At 70.4% G+C, this 19,444-nt stretch carries 17 protein-coding genes; 8 read left to right on the top strand and 9 right to left on the bottom strand.

The features are described from left to right. The first annotated feature begins 30 nt into the window (after positions 1 to 30). Genes AB0G17_RS27645 through AB0G17_RS27675 form a run of 7 tightly spaced genes read left to right on the top strand, consistent with a single transcriptional unit; the run spans position 31 to position 7,985 of the window. Entirely contained in the window at positions 31 to 897 is an 867-nt protein-coding gene (locus tag AB0G17_RS27645) for a glycosyltransferase (protein ID WP_361388378.1), read from the top strand. Continuing rightward, a complete protein-coding gene (locus AB0G17_RS27650; RefSeq protein ID WP_361388381.1) occupies positions 894 to 2,195 on the top strand; it encodes an O-antigen ligase family protein in 1,302 nt (433 codons plus the stop codon). Before AB0G17_RS27645 ends, AB0G17_RS27650 begins: the two co-directional genes overlap by 4 nt. Then, on the top strand, positions 2,185 to 3,186 hold the full coding sequence (gmd, locus tag AB0G17_RS27655; protein ID WP_361388384.1) for a GDP-mannose 4,6-dehydratase: 1,002 nt from the start codon (positions 2,185 to 2,187) through the stop codon (positions 3,184 to 3,186). Before AB0G17_RS27650 ends, gmd begins: the two co-directional genes overlap by 11 nt. Then, the gene (locus AB0G17_RS27660; protein ID WP_361388387.1) at positions 3,183 to 4,262 is read left to right on the top strand and encodes a hypothetical protein; all 1,080 of its coding nucleotides are present in this window, start codon (positions 3,183 to 3,185) and stop codon (positions 4,260 to 4,262) included. Before gmd ends, AB0G17_RS27660 begins: the two co-directional genes overlap by 4 nt. Beyond that, the gene (locus AB0G17_RS27665) at positions 4,259 to 5,839 is read left to right on the top strand and encodes an oligosaccharide flippase family protein (RefSeq protein ID WP_361388390.1); all 1,581 of its coding nucleotides are present in this window, start codon (positions 4,259 to 4,261) and stop codon (positions 5,837 to 5,839) included. The genes AB0G17_RS27660 and AB0G17_RS27665 overlap by 4 nt, the downstream gene beginning before the upstream one ends. After that, complete coding sequence (locus AB0G17_RS27670) at positions 5,806 to 6,963, top strand: glycosyltransferase family 4 protein (protein ID WP_361388393.1); 1,158 nt, start codon at positions 5,806 to 5,808, stop codon at positions 6,961 to 6,963. The genes AB0G17_RS27665 and AB0G17_RS27670 overlap by 34 nt, the downstream gene beginning before the upstream one ends. Further along, entirely contained in the window at positions 6,960 to 7,985 is a 1,026-nt protein-coding gene (locus AB0G17_RS27675) for a hypothetical protein (RefSeq protein WP_361388396.1), read from the top strand. The genes AB0G17_RS27670 and AB0G17_RS27675 overlap by 4 nt, the downstream gene beginning before the upstream one ends. On the opposite strand, the gene AB0G17_RS27680 is transcribed toward AB0G17_RS27675, so the two are convergent. Genes AB0G17_RS27680 through AB0G17_RS27705 form a run of 6 tightly spaced genes read right to left on the bottom strand, consistent with a single transcriptional unit; the run spans position 7,982 to position 13,828 of the window. Continuing rightward, entirely contained in the window at positions 7,982 to 9,031 is a 1,050-nt protein-coding gene (locus AB0G17_RS27680) for an LCP family protein (protein WP_361388399.1), read from the bottom strand. The genes AB0G17_RS27675 and AB0G17_RS27680 overlap by 4 nt on opposite strands. After that, entirely contained in the window at positions 9,018 to 10,142 is a 1,125-nt protein-coding gene (locus AB0G17_RS27685) for a glycosyltransferase family 4 protein (RefSeq protein ID WP_361388402.1), read from the bottom strand. Before AB0G17_RS27685 ends, AB0G17_RS27680 begins: the two co-directional genes overlap by 14 nt. Continuing rightward, positions 10,139 to 10,915: an FkbM family methyltransferase gene (locus AB0G17_RS27690; RefSeq protein ID WP_361388405.1), complete on the bottom strand. Its 777-nt coding sequence runs from the start codon at positions 10,913 to 10,915 to the stop codon at positions 10,139 to 10,141. Before AB0G17_RS27690 ends, AB0G17_RS27685 begins: the two co-directional genes overlap by 4 nt. Beyond that, positions 10,912 to 11,715, bottom strand: coding sequence for a WecB/TagA/CpsF family glycosyltransferase (locus AB0G17_RS27695; RefSeq protein ID WP_361388408.1), 804 nt, complete (start codon positions 11,713 to 11,715; stop codon positions 10,912 to 10,914). Before AB0G17_RS27695 ends, AB0G17_RS27690 begins: the two co-directional genes overlap by 4 nt. Then, a complete protein-coding gene (locus tag AB0G17_RS27700) occupies positions 11,712 to 12,815 on the bottom strand; it encodes an MraY family glycosyltransferase (RefSeq protein WP_361388411.1) in 1,104 nt (367 codons plus the stop codon). Before AB0G17_RS27700 ends, AB0G17_RS27695 begins: the two co-directional genes overlap by 4 nt. A 23-nt stretch (positions 12,816 to 12,838) precedes the next feature. Beyond that, positions 12,839 to 13,828: an NAD-dependent epimerase/dehydratase family protein gene (locus tag AB0G17_RS27705; RefSeq protein ID WP_361388414.1), complete on the bottom strand. Its 990-nt coding sequence runs from the start codon at positions 13,826 to 13,828 to the stop codon at positions 12,839 to 12,841. A 137-nt stretch (positions 13,829 to 13,965) separates the two neighbouring features. Between AB0G17_RS27705 and AB0G17_RS27710 the strand changes: the two genes are divergently transcribed. Next, entirely contained in the window at positions 13,966 to 15,246 is a 1,281-nt protein-coding gene (locus AB0G17_RS27710) for a nucleotide sugar dehydrogenase (protein WP_361388417.1), read from the top strand. Positions 15,247 to 15,348: 102 nt separating this feature from the next. Here AB0G17_RS27710 and AB0G17_RS27715 read toward each other — a convergent pair whose 3' ends face one another. The 3 genes from AB0G17_RS27715 to AB0G17_RS27725 all read right to left on the bottom strand — a co-directional run bounded on the left by AB0G17_RS27715 (position 15,349) and on the right by AB0G17_RS27725 (position 19,180). Continuing rightward, positions 15,349 to 17,223: a family 20 glycosylhydrolase gene (locus tag AB0G17_RS27715; protein ID WP_361388420.1), complete on the bottom strand. Its 1,875-nt coding sequence runs from the start codon at positions 17,221 to 17,223 to the stop codon at positions 15,349 to 15,351. A gap of 186 nt (positions 17,224 to 17,409) precedes the next feature. Beyond that, positions 17,410 to 17,667, bottom strand: a complete 258-nt coding sequence (locus tag AB0G17_RS27720; protein WP_361388423.1) for a hypothetical protein — start codon at positions 17,665 to 17,667, stop codon at positions 17,410 to 17,412. Positions 17,668 to 18,352: 685 nt separating this feature from the next. Continuing rightward, positions 18,353 to 19,180, bottom strand: coding sequence for a hypothetical protein (locus AB0G17_RS27725; protein ID WP_361388426.1), 828 nt, complete (start codon positions 19,178 to 19,180; stop codon positions 18,353 to 18,355). Between the last annotated feature and the right edge of the window lie 264 nt (positions 19,181 to 19,444).

Here is a 19,444-nt window from a genome sequence, read left to right on the forward strand (position 1 = left end):
ATCATGGGATCCTGACCGGAGGAGTCCCTCGTGCTGCCAGCCCATATCGCCGTGCTGATCACCAGTCACAACCGCCGCGAGAAGACCCTGTCCGCCCTCTCCGCCCTCCACGTGCAGCGCGGACTGTCCGAGGACACGGAGGTGCGGATCCACCTCGTGGATGCGGGCAGTACCGACGGCACACCCGAGGCGGTCCGGGCGGCGCACCCGCGGGTCGAGGTGGTGACGGTCGGCGACGACGTCTACTGGGGCGAGGGCATGCGCATCGCGAGCCGCAACAGCCACGCCGCGGGCCTGCCGCCCTGGGAGTACCAGCTCTGGCTCAACGATGACGTGGTGCTGGACCGGGACGCCCTCGCTGTCCTGCTCGACACCGTACGGGCCGTCGGGCCCGGCGCCGTCGTCGTCGGCGCGGTGCGCGCGCGAAACGGCGCGCATACGACGTACTCCGGACGGAGCGGCCGCGCACTCACCCTGGTCGAGCCCACAGGGCGGCCCGAGCCCTGTGACACGTACAACGGCAATGTGGTGCTCCTGCCCCGCGCAGTACATGAACGGATCGGCGACATCGACAAGGTCTTCCGACACGGTATGGGTGACTACGACCACGGCTTCCGCGCCCGTCGGGCCGGCATCCCCGCCTATGTGAGCCCACGCCACGTGGGCAGCTGCGACCGCAACCCGCCGGACACCGGCTCCCGCGAACCGGGCATCGGGGTGCGTGAGGCGCTGCGCCGCGTCACTTCGCAGCGCGAACTGCCGCCCCGCCAGTGGTGGGTGTACTGCCGGCGGCACGCATGGCCGTGGGCACCGTTGCTGATGGTCTCGCCGTACCTGAAGACGGTGGCGCTGGCTCTGGCCGGGCGGCGCGTGGTGGGCGGGGAGTACCCGCAGTGACCGGGCCCGTCGCGCCGGTCGCCGGGGGCGGCGCCCTGCTGCTGTGGATCACCGGCCTCGGCACCATTGCGGTGGCCCCCTTGGTCCCCCATCTCCACCACGGGCTCGGCACGGCAGCCGGCGAACCCCTCTCCGGCCTGCAACTGTTCTTCTCCCAGGGCGTGATCCTGCTGGTGTCCGTCCTGGCGGCAGGCCTGGTGACCCGCAGTGTGTTCCAAGGCGCGGGGGCCGGTGCCCGCCCACCCAGGACCGGCCAGGGGCTCGCCTGGGCCGCCGTCGCGTTCGCTGCCGGCCCCGTCCTGTCGGCCGCGTTCGGCGAGCACGGCGCTCTGGACGCGACGATGGCGTTCGCGCCGCTGCTGTTCGCTGCCCTCTACCTGTGCCCTCGCCGCCCCTTCCCCGAGGTGCTGCGCCAACTCCGCATCATCTTGCGCTGTTACGTCTGGGGCAGCTTGCTCAGCATCCTGGTCGCACCGGGCTGGGCCTTCCTGTTGCCCGCCCAGGGCGAGGGGGGGCGGGACTTCCTCGGCCTCGGCTGGGGCCAGTTCATGGGCCTTGCCCCCAACCCGAACCATCTGGGGCCCCTGATGGCCGCGGCTCTGCTCGTCGAAGTCACCCCGGTGGGGCGGTGGCGCGGCCGTGCGATCCATGCGGCTGCCGCGCTCCTCGCTCTGACGCTCACCCAGTCCAGAACGGGCTGGATCTGCGCCGCCTCGGTGTTCTTCGTGCACGGCGCATGGGGCCGGACCGTGCTCCGCAGGCAGTTGCTCACCGTCTTCGGGGGCGCCGCCGCCCTGATGGTGCTGATGGCGGCCCCCGTACAGGCCGCGCTCGCCCGGCTTGCCGCCGATCCGATGTACGGGGGCTTCAACGGCCGCACCCTCGCCTGGCGGCTCGCCTACGACGAGTTCGAGCGCAATCCGCTGTTCGGTTACGGGCCCACTATGTTCAGCCCGGCCCACCGACTGGAGCTCTTCGGCACCACGGACCACTGGATCGGTCAGGCGCACAGCCAGGTCATGCAATCGCTCGGGGCCTCCGGTCTGATCGGGTTCGCCGGGCTGTGTCTGCTGGTGAGCTCCCTGGTCGTACAAGCCCGGCGGGCCTCCGCGCACACCAGTGGTCTCTCGACCGCGCTGGTGACCCTGCTGATCGTGGCGTGCACCACCGAGGCCCCGTTGCGCGCTCTCGGCGGACTGTCCGCCGCCGTTCTGCTGCTCACCGTGGTGTGGTGCGTTCTGCTCCACGGAACCCCCTTCGCCACCTCCGCAACCCAGGAGCCGTCAGATGTCCCGTAGAACCGCGCTGATCACCGGCATCACCGGACAGGACGGCTCGTATCTCGCCGAACTCCTGCTCTCCAAGGGCTATCTGGTGCACGGTCTGATCCGCCGCTCGTCCACCTTCACCACGCAGCGGATCGACCACCTCTACCAGGACCCGCACGAGCCGGACGCCCGGCTCCGCCTGCACTACGGGGACCTGGCCGACGGCTCCCGGATCGCGACCCTCCTGGAGCACATCCAGCCCGACGAGGTCTACCACCTGGCTGCCCAGTCGCACGTCCGCGTCTCCTTCGACGAGCCCGAGTTCACCGGCACCACCACGGGTCTCGGCACCACCCGGCTGCTGGAGGCCATCCGGATGACCGGCTTGCCGTGCCGTTTCTACCAGGCCTCCAGTTCGGAGATGTACGGGATCACGGCGCCCCCGCAGTCCGAAACGACGCCCTTCCACCCACGCTCCCCGTACGCCGCCGCCAAGGTGTACGCGTACTGGATCACCCGCAACTACCGGGAGGCGTACGGAATTCACGCGGTCAACGGCATCCTCTTCAACCATGAGTCACCCCGGCGCGGCGAGACCTTCGTGACCCGCAAAATCGCCCGGGCCGCCGCCCGGATCGCCCGCGGCGAGCTGGAGTTCCTGCACCTCGGCAATCTGGAGGCCCGCCGCGACTGGGGTTACGCACCCGAATACGTGGACGCGATGTGGCGGATGCTCCAGTGCGACCGGCCGGACGACTATGTGGTGGCCACGGGCACCAGCTACAGCGTCCGGGACTTCCTCACCTTCTGCTTCGAGCGCGCGGGCCTCGACTGGGAGCGCCACGTACGGTTCGACGAGCGTTACTTGAGACCCTCCGAGGTGCCGGACCTGATCGGCGACGCGTCGAAGGCGGAACGCGAGCTGGGCTGGCGGCCAACCGTGCTCACCCCCGACCTGGCCCGCCTCATGACCGACGCCGAGCTGGGCGCACAACTGCCCGAGGGGCAGGTGGTCCGGTGACCCCGCCGACCGTCCTCCACCTCACCAACGACCGCGAACCGCCAGGCCCGCGGCTGAGCTTCGGCGGCGCGTTCCGTGCCCTGGCCATCGACGGCGCGCTCACTCATGTGGCGCTCGCCCCCGCGGCACTGCTGTCGGCAGGCCGCGCGGCCGCGCTGGCCGAAGTCCTGCGGACCGCCGAACGGGCCCGGCCGGACGTCCTGTTCGTCCAGACACCCGGCAACTTCCCCTGGGCCGACGCGGATGTGGCGGACCTCCTGCGGCGCCTCGGCTCACCGACCGTCGTGATGTGGGAGGGCGACCCGTGGGGCGGGCGCAAACCCGTCCTGCCCTCCATGGAGCCCTGGTTGCGGTACGCGGACACCGTCTTCACCCCGGGCCTCGGCATCCAGGCCCGTCTCCTGGGCAGGTACACCCGGCGGCCCGTTCAATACATCCCGCAGACCGTGCCCCATCGCCTCTGGGACGACGGGCCCGTCCCGGGCATCGACACCACGACACACGATGTGCTGCACATCGGCAGCTGCTTCGTGCGCTTCGGGGTGTTCGAGCGGATCGACGGCGCGCGGGAACGTCGGCGGTTCGTACGGTCCCTGCAGCGGCTGCCCGGTTGCCGGTTCGCCGTGCACGGCCACGGCTGGCGCGGCCGGGGCGCCCTGGGACCCGTCCCGTTCGACGATCAGGTGGACGCCCTGCGCACCGCCCGGATCAGCGCCAACTGGGACCACTTCCCCGGCCGCGACGGCTATTTCTCCAACCGGCTGCCGATCAGTCTGTTCGCGGGACGCCCGCACGTCACGACCAGGCCCCTGAACACCGGCTGGCTGCCGGGCCCGGAGTGCGGCCTGCACCTGGTGGACTCGCCCGCCGAAGCAGTCGACCGGGTCACCGAACTGCTGCGCGCCGACCCCGCACAGCTGCATGCCACCGGACTGGCCGGGCACACCTGGGTCCGTACCCGGCTCACCGAAACCAACGCGCTGCGGCACATGCTCAGCCGCCACCTGGCTACCGTGCCCGCACCGCGCGCCGCCCCCTGGCAGGAGATCGCCGCGATGGACGCCGTCGGCACATGAGCGCAGTCACACGCAGCCTCGGCTGGAACTACGGCGGCTCCGCGCTCGGAATGCTGTTCCAGCTCGGCTACACGGCGATCGCCGCGCGCCTGGTGTCCCCCGACCACTTCGGCGCGTACGCCACCGCATGCAGTGTCACCGTCCTGCTGGGCTATGTCGCCAACTCCGGCCTGGCCACCTGTGTGCTGCGCGCCGAGCAGCTCACCAGGTGCCTGTTGCGTACCGTCTTCACCCTCGCCGCCGTCTTCGGCCTCGTCTGTTTCTGCGCCGCGCTGCTCGCCGCGCCGCTACTCACGTCGGTCTGTGAAGACCCGCAGACGGCCGGGATGCTGCGCGTGCTGGCGGCGCAGTTCCTGGTCCAGCCGGCTGCGCTGGCGGGGGTCGCCGCACTTCGCCGGCTGGAGCGTCCTGGTACGGCGGTACGCGCCGAACTGGCGGGCCAGATCACAGGATCGGGCCTGGCGCTCACGCTGCTGCTGGCGGGCTGGAACCCCTACGCCCTGGCCACCGCGTTCCCGCTGTCCGCGGCCTGCACCCTGGCCCTGACCACCTGCGCCCTACCCGAACGGCGCCGCTCGCCGGCCGCCGCACGGCCGTGGCGTGGGCGTCCCCGCCCGGCGTCCGCGGCGCAGGCGCCGACGGAACACGGCGCACCGCCGGTGCCCGCCGCACCCGCACGGCTGCCCGTCGGCCCTCCCGTTCCGGCCCGCGAAGTTCTCCGTTCCTCCAGCTTCTTCACCGGGTACGGTCTGGTGCAGTCCGCCACCAACAACGCCCCGCTGTGGCTGGCGGGCGCCACCCTCGGCGCCGCCGCGGCCGGTCACTACTCGCGGGCCGCACTCCTGACCGGTGTCCCGCTGACCGTCCTCGCGCAGGGCCTCCACCGGGCCGTCACCCCGGCGCTGGCCGATGCCCGCGGGGCCGGGAGGATTCCTCCGCAGGCGGTGCATGACGTGCTGTGCTCGGCATCCGCCGTGGGGCTGATGGGCCTGGGCGCGCTCGCCGGTCTCGGGCCGGCCGCGCTGCTCCTGCTGCTGGGGCCGGCCTGGGAGACGGCCGCGGGCCTGGTACCGGTGCTCGCGGCCGGGGCCGCACTGTGGATGCTCTGCTCCACCGCGAGCTCCGTCGACACCGTCCGCATGGACACCAGGGCCCTGCTGCGCGCCCAGCTCGCCGCCATCGGCGCGACCGCGCTGATGCTCTGCTTCGCCTGGGCGCACCACAGCCTGTTCCTCGCCGCCTGCGCCACCGTGGTCGCCCCGCTGGCCGGTCATCTCGTCCAGCTCGCCCACTGGCATACCGCCAAGGTCCTCGGTGTACGTCCGCTGCTCTTCGCGCACGCCGTGCACGCGGCGGTCGGCACCGCACTCGGTCTCTCGGCCGCGCTCGGCCTGCGCTCCCATTCCCCCCACTACGGGCTGCTGCTGGGCCTCGGCGCCATGTTCCCGGTGGCCCTCGCCTGCACCGTGCTCCGCACCCGTCTGCCCGTCTATGCCACGGCCCGCCGCCACGGTCTCGTCAGATCCCAACCGAGGAGCCACCCATGCACATCGGCCTCGCAGGCCCCGTCGATCTGACCCCCCTCCAGCACCTGCTGCCCGCGCGGCTACCCGCCGTCTACAGCGGACCGTGCACCGGCTGGCTCGCCAGGACCTGGCTGGAGCAGGGGCACCGACTGACGGTGTACGCCCTGAGCGGCGCCGTCACCGGGCGGCAGGTGTACAGCGGCAAGGGCATCGACCTCGTCGTCGTACCGCAGCGCCCGCGGGCCAGACACCGGCTGAAGGACTTGTTCCGCGCCGAACGCCGAGGGCTCGCGGCCGCGATACGGGCCTACCCCGCCGACCTGGTCAGCGCCCACTGGACGTACGAGTTCGCGCTGGCCGCGATCGCCAGCGGCCTGCCCTCCTTCGTCACCGCCCACGACACCCCATTGCGCTACGCCTGGGAGATGCGCAGCACCTACCGCTGGCTGCGCCACTCCATGGCTCTACCGGCCGTCCACCGCGCCACCGCGCTCAGCGCCAACAGCCCCTATACCGCGCGGCATCTGCGCCGGGTGCTCGGTGTACGACGGCCCATCGAGGTCATCCCCAACGGGGTGCGGATGGAGCATCTGCCCAGCGCCACCGCGCCGCCCGACGCCGCCCCGGTGTTCGCCACCGCCGTCCAGGGCTGGGGGCCGCTCAAGAACACGGCCACGCTGCTGCGCGCCTTCGCGCTGCTACAGGTCGAACTCCCTTACGCCCGGCTGCTGCTGTGCGGCGACGGACACGGCGCGCGGGGACCGGCCCGGCAGTGGGCCGCCGCACACGGGCTCACCGCCGGGGTCGAATTCGCCGGCCCGCTGGCGCACGACACCTTGCTGCGCCGGATCGCCGCCGAGGCCCACGTCCTGGTCCACCCGTCCCGTATCGAGTCGTTCTCGATGATCACAGTCGAGGCGATGGGCATGGGGCTCCCCGTCATCGTGGGCGAACGCAGTGGGGCCGTGCCCTGGGTCGCCGGGGACGGCGGCCTCGCCGTGGACATCGACTCGCCCCGGACGCTGGCCGCCGCCATGAGCCGGCTGGCCCGCGACCCGCAGTTGCGGGCTCGGCTCGCGACGGCGGGGCGCCACCGGACGGCGGGCCGTTTCGAGCTGCGGGACGTGGCCGCCGCATACACACGCTGGTTCACCACGGAAGGCAGCCGCCCGTGACCCCCACGCCCCTCGTACTGCAGATCAGCAATGAACCTGAGCCCTTCGGCCCGCGCACCCGCTTCGCGCGTGCCTTCGAGGACCTCGCCGATGCGGGCCTGCTGAGGTACGCGTGCGCCGTCCCCGCCGCCGGGGACCAACTGCCTTCCTCCCGTCCGGACCTGGTCTTCGTCCAGTCCCCCCAGTCGTACCCGTGGACGAACCGGCATGTCCGGAAGTGGTTGCGGACCGCCGGGGAACCGCCGGTCGTGGTGTGGGAGGGCGACGCGTGGGGAGGGCTCACCAAGCCGTTGCGCGAGCGGAACCTGGCGTGGATGCGGGCCGCGGAAGAAGTCTTCAGCGTCGCCGCGGGTGGGCAGGCCGCGATGCTGCGTCGGGCCTGCGGCCGGCCGGTGCGGTACGTGCCGCACGTCGCGCCGCTGCATCTGCTCGCCGCGCCGCGCGGCCCGGAGCCGGCCGCGGGCGGAGTGACGCTGGTCGGCAAGCGGCTCACGTACCTGGGAATCGAACTGATCCCCGATGATCGCGAACGGGCCCTGCTCGTCAAGGAGTTGCGCAAGGTCACGGGAACGCGGCTCTCGGTGTACGGCAGGGGATGGCGAGGCCCCTGCGCACGCGGCCCCGTCCCCTTTCCCGAGCAGCTGACCGTCATGGAGGGAGCGTTGATCAGCGCCGGGTGGGATCGCTATCGCAAGCACGCAGGCTACTTCTCCGACCGGCTGCCGATCGCGATGTGCGCGGGCCGGGTCCATGTCACCTCCCGCCAGCCGGGACTCGGCTGGCTACCGGGTCCCGACCGCGGCCTGCACCTGATGGACACCCCGCGCGCCGCGGCCGGGCGCGTCCGCGATCTGCTTCGCCGCGACCCCGAGGAACTTCTCGCGCAGGGACGGTGGATGAGCGAGTGGGCCCGTGCCCGGCTGACCGAGCGCCAAGCCCTGCTCCACATGCTCTCGCCGTACATCGCACTGCCCGCCCCGCCCACCGACCCGTGGGCCGGGCTCGCCGCCCTGGACTGCTAGGAGTCGGAGCCGTCCAGAAAGGACCGGCCGGACGGGTCCTTCTCGTACGCGTTGTAGACCCTCGGCAGCGGCCGGTCGTCGCGGATCGCCCGGAACAAGGCCTTGGCTTGATCCTCGACCATCGCGTACCGGCCCCACTGATCGGGGTGCTCCACGCTCGGAACGGTCAGGATCTGTGTACCGCTCGCGGGGATCGCCCGCGCACTGTTCACCAGCCGGTAGAGCTCGTCCAGCGAGTCGAGGCCGGGGTCTGCCACCAGCGAGGACGTCGCCGCGTCCAGCAGCGGATACAGCTTGGTGGGGTTGGTCAGCACTCCGTCGCTCTGCGCCTTCTTCAACAGCTCCCGAACGAACTGCTTCTGCCGCTCCACCCGTTGGAGGTCACTGCCGTCGCCGACGCCCACCCTCGTGCGTACGAACACGAGTGCCCGTTGGCCGCGCAGCAGCTGCCTGCCTGGCTGGAGCGTGATGTTGTACTCAGGCTCACGGACCTTCTCGGACACGTTCACCTCCACGCCCCCGACAGCGTCGACGACCCTTCTGAAGCCGGAGAAGTCGACGACGAGATGGTGGTCGACCCGGATGCCGGAGAGATCCTCGAAGGTACGGACCGCACAGGCGGCCCTGCCGAACTGGAAGGCCCAGTTGAACGGGGCGTACTGGGCAGTGCTGCGGGAGCCGTCCGGCTGCAGGCAGCTGGGGATCTCCACCACCAGGTCCCGCGGAACGCTGACCACGGAAGCCCGGCTTCGGTCCGCCGAGAGGTGGATCAGCATGGTGGTGTCGGAGCGTTCGCTGCCCCAGTTCGCTTCCTTGTCCGATCCGAGCACCAGGATGTTCTGGGCCTTGCCGGGCGCAGGGCGGGGCCGCTTGCCCTGGTCCGCGGCGAGGGCCCGGGCGGCGGCCTCGTCGGTGCGGATGTTGCCGTCGAGCCGCTGGTAGAGCAGCCAGCCGGTACCTGCCGTCACCGCGAACAGAAGGAGGGCGCCGATACCGAGCCGTCTCAGGACCTTGCGACTGCGCCACCAGCTCTCAGGTGCCGGCATGGATCAGGCCCTCCACTCCGTCGGCAAATCGCCGTGCCATTGACTCGACCGTGTACAGCTCGGCATCCGTCCGGCAGGCGGAAAGCAGTCTGTCGTAGAGTGCGGGCCGGGTGAGCAGATCCGTGACGGCCGCGCTGTACGCGTCCAGGCCACCATCCACGACGAGTGCGTTGCGGCCGTGCTGCAGATACTCGAACTCGGGCCCGTGCGCCGCATGGGTGGTGGTGACCAGGGGAGTGTCCAGCGCGAACGAGTCGACCGCGGCGAGCCCCACCGCGCCGGGCACCAGCAGGACGTCGGCGACAGCGCCGAGCCGGGCCTTGTCCTCAGCGGTGGCCGTCCCCACGTACACGACGGGACCGCCCGCACGCTGGACTTCCTCCACGAGGTGTCGCTGCGCCCCGTCGCCCGCGACGAGCAGCCTGAAGCCGGGCAGCCGTTGCGCAACCCGGCCGGCCGCCGCCAGCAGGAACGGGATACGTTTGGCGGCGTCGAGGCCGCCGACATACAGCGCGGTACGGCCGGGGCGCAGCCCGTACGACTGCCTCAGGGCCGAGAGTTCGGTGCCGGGGATACGGGAACGGGCTGCGGCCAAGGCCTTGGTGTCCACGGTGTTGCGGACCGTCGTGACCCGCTGTTGGGGGAAGCCCTCGCCGATGACGTGCCGGGCGCCCTTCTCCGTATAGGCGAAGAACCAGCGGGCCCGCTGGGTCAGAGCGCGCTTGGCTGCGCGCAGCGGGGCCGAGTGGCTGCGCGTGTAGGTCCCGCCGTGGCCCCACAGCCCGACGGGTGGGCCGCCACGGCTCAGCAGTGCGCGGTAGTTCTCCAGGCTGTGCAGGGACTGGCCGAGGACCAGGGCGTCGCAGTCGCGGGCGAGGGGGCCCAGGCCCCGCCAGACGAGATGGCGGTCGGCGAGGCGGAAGGTGCGCTGCGGCAGTAGGACCGATCCGGCAAGGGCGCAGGCGTCGGCGCGCCGGATGTCCTTGCCCCAGGGGCGGCCGTGGGCGACGGTCAGCTCGATGTCTCGGCCGGCGAGCTCGCGGGTCAGGCGTTCGTAGAACGCGAGGCGGTAGCCCGGCACGTACTGCTGGACGATGACGGCTCTTCTCACCGGGCCGCCCGCGCCGCCTGGGCCGGCATGCGCCCGTCCTTGGGGGCGGTGTCCGCGCGGAAGAGCACCAGGTCGCACTGGAGCATCTGGCCGGTGTGCGGGTCGGTGAACCCGGGCACGACGGACATCAGAGTGAGGCCCAACTCGCCCTGGGTAAGGGCGAGGGCGTCATCGAAGAGCAGTCCGTCCCGGTACAGGGGCACGAAGGACGTCTCGGTCTGGATGCCGACGCACTCGCTCGCGTACCGACCGGCGCCGCGCAGCACATGCGCCTCGTACCCCTGCACGTCCATCTTGAGGAAGGCCCGCTCGCCCGGGGCGACGATCTGCTCCCACAGTTCGTCGAGGCGGCGGATCTCGGCGGTCTGGCGACTCAGGTAGGCGGCGTGCGGGGCAGCCGCGCGGTGGCGTTCGAGCATGGGAAGGACGGAGCTGCTCGCACCCGCGTTGCCCGCGACGTTCATGACGATGGTGCCGGAGTGGTCGCCGAGCGCGTACGGCAGGACCGTCCAGGCCGGGTCGGACGCCGCCCTGCGCTGAAGCCCCGTGCGGGGGCCGGTGAGCGGCTCGAAGGAGACGATACGGCCGCGGTAGCCGGAGCGGCGGAGCATCGTGCCGTAGCCGCCGGCGTGTGCACCCGCGTCAATGACGAGGCCGACATCGAACTTTCGGAGCAACTGCACGAGTTGCCGACCGCTCCAGCTTGCCGTATAGCGGGCGATATCGATGCCGAGGCGCTGCATGGTGCTGCGCGCACGGTGAAGGAGGGTCACTGTCGTGCTCCTTTGTATGCTGCCCAGAGGAAACGGGGATGCCCCCACAGCACCCGGCGCCACAGTCGGCGCGGTTCGCTGCAGAGGCGGAAGAGCCATTCCAGGCCGTGCCGTTGCATCCACAGCGGGGCCTGCGGCTTGTTGCCGGAGACGAAGTCGAAGGCGGCGCCGACAGCGGCGAATACCGCGGGGTGCGCGGCGGCCAGCCGGGCGGCCTCGTAGTCCTGTTTGGGGGTGCCGAGGCCGAGCCAGACGATCTGGGCGCCGCTCGCACGGATCCGGTCGAGCTGCGACTGCCGTTCCCCGTCGGTCGGTTCACGGAACGGCGGCGACTCGGCGGCGACGATCAGGGCGCGCGGGAAGCGGGCGAGCAGCTCGGCGCCCAGCTGTTCCAGTACCGCGGGGGTGGAGCCGAGGAGGTAGTGGCGCAGGCCCACATCCTGGCCGGTTCGGAAGACGTCCAGGAAGAGGTCGGGGCCGTACACCCGCATCGGCGGCAAGGAGCGGCTCCGGTGGACGATCCGGTTGGCCCACACCACCCCTTGCCCGTCGGGGAGGTTGAGCGTCGCGGTCCGCAGCACCTGGCCGAGTCGTGGGTCCCGGTCGGCGAGGGCGAGGGTGTACGCGTTGCAGAGGTGGACGTCGGCCGCCACGCCCTCGGTTGCGAGCCGGACGACCGCGGCGGCCGCGGCGGCCGGAGTCGCAGCGGCCACAGGAACCCCGGCGCACAGGACGGTGGTCAGGCCGGTGGACACGTCCGTGCGCGTTGTGGCCGGCAGGCGTACGTCCCTGCCCGTCACCTGCTTGCCGTATCGATCGCCCTGGCAGCACGGGGTCTGCCAACGGTCCGGCGGCCTCGGTCCTGGCGCGGGCCGGTCGGTCGGCGAGGCCGGGCAACCCGGCCGGCCTCGTACACCGGCACCCTGAGCAGTCCGCCGAGGGCCACAAGCGCGGCGACCGCCACCGGCAGTACGACGGAGGGCGGCAGCCAGGCGTGGTGGATCAGCAGCCCGATGAGCGTCCCGACGAACGCGGTGACGCCCAGTACCACGGCCGTTCCCCGCACCGTCAGCCCGAGCCGCTGGAGCCGGTGCGCGATGTGGTCGGTGCCGCCGAGCAGCAGCCGGCGGCCGGCCCGGCGCCGGGAGACGAGGACGAGCGCGGTGTCGGCGGTGACGACGAGGGTGAAGGCGAGCACCGCGCCCATGGTGCGGGCCGGGGTGTCGCCGGTGTGCAGCAGGACAGCGGCGGAGGACAGCACGAAACCGGTGAACAGCGAGCCGCAGTCGCCGAGGAAGATCCGGGCGGGATGCCAGTTGTGCAGCAGGAAGCCGGTGAGGGCGGCGGCCAGTACGCAGAGCAGCAGGGCGAGACCGGTAGGGCCCTCGGTGATCGCGCAGATGGCGAGCCCCAGTGCGGTGACGGCAGCGACCGTCGCCATTGCTCCGTCGGAGTTGTCCAGCAGGTTGAAGGCGTTGGTGACGAAGACGATCCACAGTACGGCGAGGGCGCCGGTCAGCAGCCCCAGTCCGCTGCCGTACGCGACGGCACCCGCGGCACCCGTCTCGACGATGAGTCGCGCCCCGGGCCCCAGCGGCCGCAGGTCGTCGAGCAGTCCGAGCACGGCGATGGCGGCTGCGGCCGCGAGCAGCGTGCCGACCTCGGGGCCCAGCGGCGCCTGCCCGGTCCACAGTCCCGAGGTGGCAGTGGCGAGGGTTCCCGCGGCCACCGCGACCCCGCCCAGATGGGGGGTGGGGCGGGTGTGCGCCTTGTGCGCGCCGGGCCGGTCCAGGAGACCGGCACAGGCGTGTCGCCACCGCAGCGCGAGGGCGCGTAGGAGTTCGGTCAGTACGGCGGTGAGCAGCAGGGCCGCCGCTGCGGCCGCGAGCGCGTAGGGCACGGTGAAGGTCCTCTCAGACCAGGTCAGGCCGGCACCGGCACGCGCTCGGCGCGCGCCTCGGCGATGGTCGCGTCGAGGATGTCGTCGAGGGTGCGCTGCGGGCGCCAGCCGGTGAGGGTGCGGATGCGTGCGGTGTCGGGCAGTCGGCGCTCCATGTCCTCGAAACCCTCGCCGTACGCCTGGTGGTAGGGGACCAGCCGGATGTCCGAGTTGCTGGCGCTGCGTGCGATGACGCGGGCGGCCAGCTCGGCGATGGTGGTCTCTTCGTTCGTACCGATGTTGAAGACCTTGCCGACCGCCTCCGGGTGGGCAAGCAACCGCAGCAGCGCGTCGACGACGTCGGCGACGTGCGCGAAACAGCGCCGCTGCGTGCCGTCGCCGTGCACGGTGAGCGGTTCCCCCTCGACGGCCTGGCGCACCAGCCGGGGCATGACCATCCCGTACGCGGGGCTCTGCCGCGGTCCGACCGTGTTGAACAGCCGTACCACGATGGTGGGCAGGCCCAGTTCGCGGTGGTAGGCGAAGGCGAGGATCTCGTCGACGGCCTTGGCGGTGGAGTACGACCAGCGCGCCACGCTCGTGCTGCCGAGGATCCGGTCGGAGCCCTCGGCGAGTGGTCCCGAGGAGTTCTTGCCGTAGATCTCCGAGGTGGAGGCGACGAGCACCTTGCGGCGGTACCGGTGGGCCGCCTCGATGACGGTCTCGGTACCGCGGAGGTTGGTGGTGAAGGACTGGAGGGGCCGTTCCACGATCAGCCGGACGCCGACGGCGGCGGCCAGATGGATCACCGTGTCGCACCGGCGGACCCATTCGTCCACGAGCAGCTGGTCGAGTACGGAGCCATGGACGAATCGGAAGTGTGGATTCCGTCGGGCCTCGTCCAGGTTCTTCTCGCTTCCGGTGGCGAGGTTGTCGAGCACGACGACCGCATGGCCCTGCGCGAGCAGGGCGTCGGTGAGATGTGAGCCGATGAAGCCGGCACCGCCAGTGATCAAGTACGTCGAGGGATTCATACGCCGCCTGTTCGGTTGCGGTATCCGAGTGATGCGGAACGGCATCTGTTATATGCCAGCGACAAAGTACCCCGTTACGTAACAATCTGTAACGAGCAACACGTCTCACGTCGCACGCAAGATCGGAGAAACGTCAGATGGGATCAACGGAGACCTCAGCACGACGGAACGTCCTGGTACTTGGACTGGGATATGTGGGGCTGCCGCTGGCGGTGCGTGCTGCGGAGGCGGGCTTCCGGGTCACCGGCCTGGACACCGACGAGCAGCGCGTCAAACGGCTGGAGGCCGCCGACTCGTATGTCGAGGACATCCCGGACGAACGACTACTGCCGCTGCTCGATTCCGGGCGGCTGAGGGTCAGCACCGACTACGCGGACGCGGGCACCTTCGACGTCTGCGTGATCACCGTGCCCACTCCTCTGCGTGACGGCGCGCCGGACCTGCGGTGCGTCGAAAGCGCGGGGCGGTCGGTCGCCCCGCTCCTGCGTCCGGGTGCGGTCGTGGTGTTGGAGTCGACGACGTACCCCGGCACCACCGAGGAGATCCTCCTGCCGATCCTGGAGGCGGGCAGCGGGCTGCGGGCCGGCGACGGATTCCGGCTCGGGTACAGCCCGGAACGCATCGACCCGGGCAACGCCCGTTGGCAGCTGGAGAACACTCCCAAGGTCGTCTCCGGCATCGACGACGCCTCCCTCGAAGCCGTCACGGAGTTCTACGACCGGATCGTGACGCGGACCGTGCCGGTCTCCTCCCCGCGCACCGCCGAGCTGACCAAGCTGCTGGAGAACACCTTCCGGCAGGTGAACATCGCGCTCGTCAACGAACTTGCGATGTGCGCCGGGCCCCTCGGCGTCGACATCTGGGAAGCGGTGGACGCGGCCGCCACCAAGCCGTTCGGCTTCATGCACTTCACGCCCGGACCCGGGGTGGGCGGTCACTGCCTGCCGGTGGACCCCTCCTATCTCTCCTGGCAGGTACGGCAGAAGCTCCAGCACGACGTGCGCTTCGTTTCGCTCGCCCACGAGATCAACGAACACATGCCCGAGTACGTGGTGGGGCGCATCGAAGGCGGTCTCGCCGGACTCGGCCGACCGCTGGCCGGCGCACGGGTGCTGGTGCTCGGGCTCGCGTACAAGAAGAACACCGGGGATGTACGGGAGTCCCCCGCCGCCACCGTCGCCGAGCTGCTGATGGCGCGCGGCGCGCGCGTCCGGGCCGTGGAGCCGTACGCCGATGTCCAGTTGCTGCCGCCCGGGGTGCTGTGCGTCGAGCTGACCGAGGCGGAGATCGCGACTACAGACGCAGTCGTTGTCCTGACCGACCACGACGGCCTCGACTACGGCCTGGTGGAACGCCATGCGACGTACGTCTTCGACGCCCGCAACCGCTGCCGGGGAGACCGGATCGACCGCCTGTAGCCGCACGCTCCACGGTCAGGGCTGCCCGCGACCCAGATCACCACACACACCGGGCTTCCCAAGCAGCACAACCATCCATCCCTGGCAATATCCCGTTGCCTCTCACCCGGCAGGTTCTTGGTTGGGCCCGCCGTGCGGTGTCCAGGTGATCAACTGAGTGCCGGACGTGTGGGAGCTCGCCGGGTCGTCGAGGGCCTTGACTCCTGCGGTGAGGGTGCGAGTGCCGCTCAACTGACCGCCGTACACCTGAAATTCGTACAGTGAGTAGCCGTAGGCGGCGCCCCGCTGGGTGCCGTACACGCGGATGTACCGGCCGGACCGGTCAGGTCCTGAACCCTGCCGGTACCGGCGGTCGTGGAATGGACGGTGCGTCAGGTGGCGGTCGTCGGAGAGCTGGATCTGGAAGGACTTTCCGTACGCCGCCTCGCTGGAGGCGGTGGTCGGACGGCCCAGGGCCAGGCTGCCGGGCCGGGCCGGGCCGGGCCAGGCGGGGTTGTGCCCGACGGCCGCGACGACCGGGGTGAACGCGGCGTACGTCGCCGCGGGCTTCGGCGATCCCCAGGTCTGCTGGGCCAGCGCGCGCAGCGGGTACATGATGCCGGCGGCTATCTGTTCCTCGGTCTCGGCGGTGGGGATGTCGCACCAGACGTGGATCACCGAGCCGGGGTTCTTCGCGGGGGCGGACAGGGTGTTGCCGCCCTCGAAGCGGTCCGGGGTCCAGGTCTCGTACATCCACTTGGTGTCGGGCTTCGGGCCCCCGAGCACGTAATAGGTGGGAGTCCAGGACTCGTTGGCCACGACGTGCCCGGCGTCGGCCAGCCGCTGGGGAGTGAGGCCGTAGGTGTACCAGTACTCGACGACGATTCCGGGGTGGGGGCGGAGCGTCCCGTCGCCGGACTTGATGCCGTCGTTCCACATCCGCGTGGTCTTGCCGCCCGCCCGCACCAGGCCGTCGGCCCAGTTGACGAACCCGTAATAGGCGTCCTTGGCGGTGGCCTTCGCGCCGTAGTGCGCGCGGGCGTAGCTGAGCAGCTGCGGGTACTTGCCGTAGTCGGTGACGTACTCGTCCGCGCCGATGTGCCAGTACGGGGCCGGGAACAGCGGCAGGTACTCGTTGATCAGGTGCTTGATCAACGCGTACGAGCCGGGGAGCGAGAGGTCGATGAAGTCGGGGCTGACCGCGCCCGAGCTGCTCTTGAGCTTGAGCTCAGGGTGCGCGGCCAGGACCGCTTTCATGTGCCCGGGCGTGTCTATCTCCGGGACGATGGTGACGTGGTACTTGCGGCCGAGCTCGACCAGGTCGGCGATGTCCTGCTTGGAGTAGTGGTCGGCGGAGACGATCTCCGGGTGCGTGGAGCTCTCCAGGCGGAATCCGTACGTGTCCGACAGATGGAAGTGGAAGTAGTTGAGCTTGAGGTACGCCAGCTCCTTGATGTGCTGCTTGAGCCAGTCCACGGTGAAGAACTTGCGCCCTTGGTCGACCATGAGCCCACGCTCGGCCTTGGCGGGCCAGTCCACCGCCGTGCCGGCCGGCACCGTGGCGGACTGGTGCAGGAGCTGGAGGACGCTCCGGGTGCCGTAGAACGCGCCGGCGCCGGTCCTGGCCTTGATGGTGAGGGATCCCGCGACCGTCATCCGATAGCCCTCGGCGGGCAGGGCGGTGCCACCGAGGCTGAGCCCGATGTCACCGGCGGCTGATCTCCCGGTGACGACGGCCACCCTGCGCCCGGCCAGCGCACCCAGGTCCTGGGCGAACATGGCGGCCTCGTCGGCCAGTTGGGCGGTGTACGCAGGGTCGACGACGACGCGGGTGGCGTCGGTGAAGGTGTACGTACCGGTGCCCGCCGTCCAATGTCGCAGGGTCGGTACGGTCTGCGGCGGCCCGGCGGCTGCCTGGGCGGGGCGGGCGCCGACGCCGGGTATCGCCAGTGCGAACACCGCGTACGCTATGGCGATCAGCGATCTGAGCAGACGCATGGCTGCCTCCAGCCGGGTATGGCCGAGCGGAGCGTGTGGGGTGCACCAGTGCAGCGCAGCGCGCCGAGGTGGTCTCCTGAAAGCGTGAGACACATCTTGTTCCTCGTGAGCTGGACGTCATCGGCTCTGACGCCGGCCGCATCGGCGATCCGCTGTCTGACACCGTCCGCTTCCGGATCGACATCGTCATGAGACACCGCATCGACCGCATGCTCCTGTGAATCCACTGCCGCCGGTGGGTGCGGCCAGGGCGACCGGGAGGGCCAGATCGGATTGCAACCCGCCTGGCCGAAAGGAAGGGGCGATCTTGAAGCCCTCCAGATAGACATCCGCCCAGGCCACGAAGGGCAACGCCCGGACGGCACCGAGATCGGCAGGCCGGTACCCGCACAGATAGGTGCCCAGCGGATCGATGGTCATACCGTTGATGGTGATCCGGGCCATGGCGGGCTCCAGGTATGTGCGCGCGACTGAAACGATGACATCGCGTGTCCATTTAATCACTTTATGTCACGCGTCGCGACCTTCTGTGGCGTGCGAGAGGCGCCATGCCGGTGGCGGGCCACGGCGCCACTCGGCTCATGGATTCCGCACCCCTCTGCGGCTGCCGGCTCCTGGCCACCAGGGCGTGTACACATCACGCCCTCACCAAACCTGTCAACGACCCACGCTCGTCGAGGCCGCCAGGGAGCAGCAGAGCATTGCGGACCCCACTGGAAACAAAACGCCGAACCACTGAAGAACAGCCACCGAGTATCAGTCAGCGACTTCGGCTCGGACACCGCGCCGAGCTTGTCCGCCGACAGGGTGCGCGCGGCCGGCGCCCTTGGGGACGACGACCTCAGCAACTGATCACAACCTCACACAGGGCCTAGTCACCAGTGAGCGACGGATCGGTGGTTCTGCGCATGAGGCGAGATTGCCCGACGTGTTGTGTGAAACCTCACCGCTCGTAGAAGGCCGGGATTGCCAAGATGCTCTTACGGCTTGGAGATATAGGTCAGCCTCGCGGAGTGGGTCCTTTCGGTGCCGGGGAAGTTGGCGGACAGCGTGTTTGTCTGGTCCTGGCGTGGACCGAACGGGCCGTGGATGTCCGTCGGACTCGGGGCGCGCTCAGACACCTGGTAGATCATCTCGACGCGGAGCGGGCGGCCAGGGCATTGCCGAACCCGACGGTCTCGCCCAGGAGCGGTACAGCCGCGACGAGCGATTCGATCTTGTCCAGCGTGCTGGCTTGATCGTTACGGAAGGTGTCCTGCGCGCGGAACGCGGTCGCGCTGAAGGCGACCGCCCAGCCGGTCAGCTTGGTCGGTACCAGATCAGGCACCTTGGACGGCGTCTTGCCGGCCGGGGCGACTCTGCCGGCGTTGGCGTTGACCGCGTGCTGGGACGCCTTGAGGTTCTTGGCGGCCTGGGTCTCGTTCAGCGGCGCGGTGGGCTTCGGCAGGTTCTTGTACTCCGCGGCGTCCTGCGCCAAGCCGACGAGCTGTTCCGAGCGCGCAAGCACGTCCGCACCCTTGGTGCTCAACACCTTGCAGACCGCCGTCTGCAGGCCCTGGCAGCGGCCGGACAACTCGTCCACCAGGGCCGGTACGAACGGCTCGTTCGTATCCTTGGTGCCAGAGCCGCCGCCTGGCCGCACTGTCGAGTAGTCCCTGACGACAGTTACCCGCTTGGCCGAGACCCGCTTGGCCAACGACCAGGGCAGGTACGTGATGACGTTCGCGTGATCCTTCTTGTCGTCCCCCGCGAAGAACGCGAAGCGATCGTTGAACTTCTCGTGCAGCACCACGATCTTGTTCTGCTGTCCCAACGCGTCCAGCAATCGGACCGGCTTACCGTCCTTGCCGGTAGCCGGGATGTCGTACTTCTTGCGCAACGCGGCCGTGACGGCACCGCGGGACTCGCCGGCCGGCACCGTGACGTCGACGGCCGTGAAGTTGCCCTCCAACTGCACCCGGGCGACCAGTGCAGGACATGGCTGCTGCTTGGGTGGGGCCGGGTGAGTCGGCTGATCAGGCGTCTGAGTTGGGGGAGGGTGAGGGGTCTGGTGCACGATTGGGTGACATCTGAACTGGCTTGCCCTGTGGGGCGAGTGGGAAGGATGTCGCTGTGCCCAAGCCTGATCCGAAAGAGTTCCGCGAGGACGTCGTACGGGTCGCGAGGAACCGCGGCCCGGGCGTGACGGTCGAGCAGGTGGCCGCCGACTTCGGAGTGCACG

Source organism: Streptomyces sp. NPDC023838, assembly GCF_040639555.1.
Classification (GTDB): Bacteria; Actinomycetota; Actinomycetes; order Streptomycetales; family Streptomycetaceae; genus Streptomyces.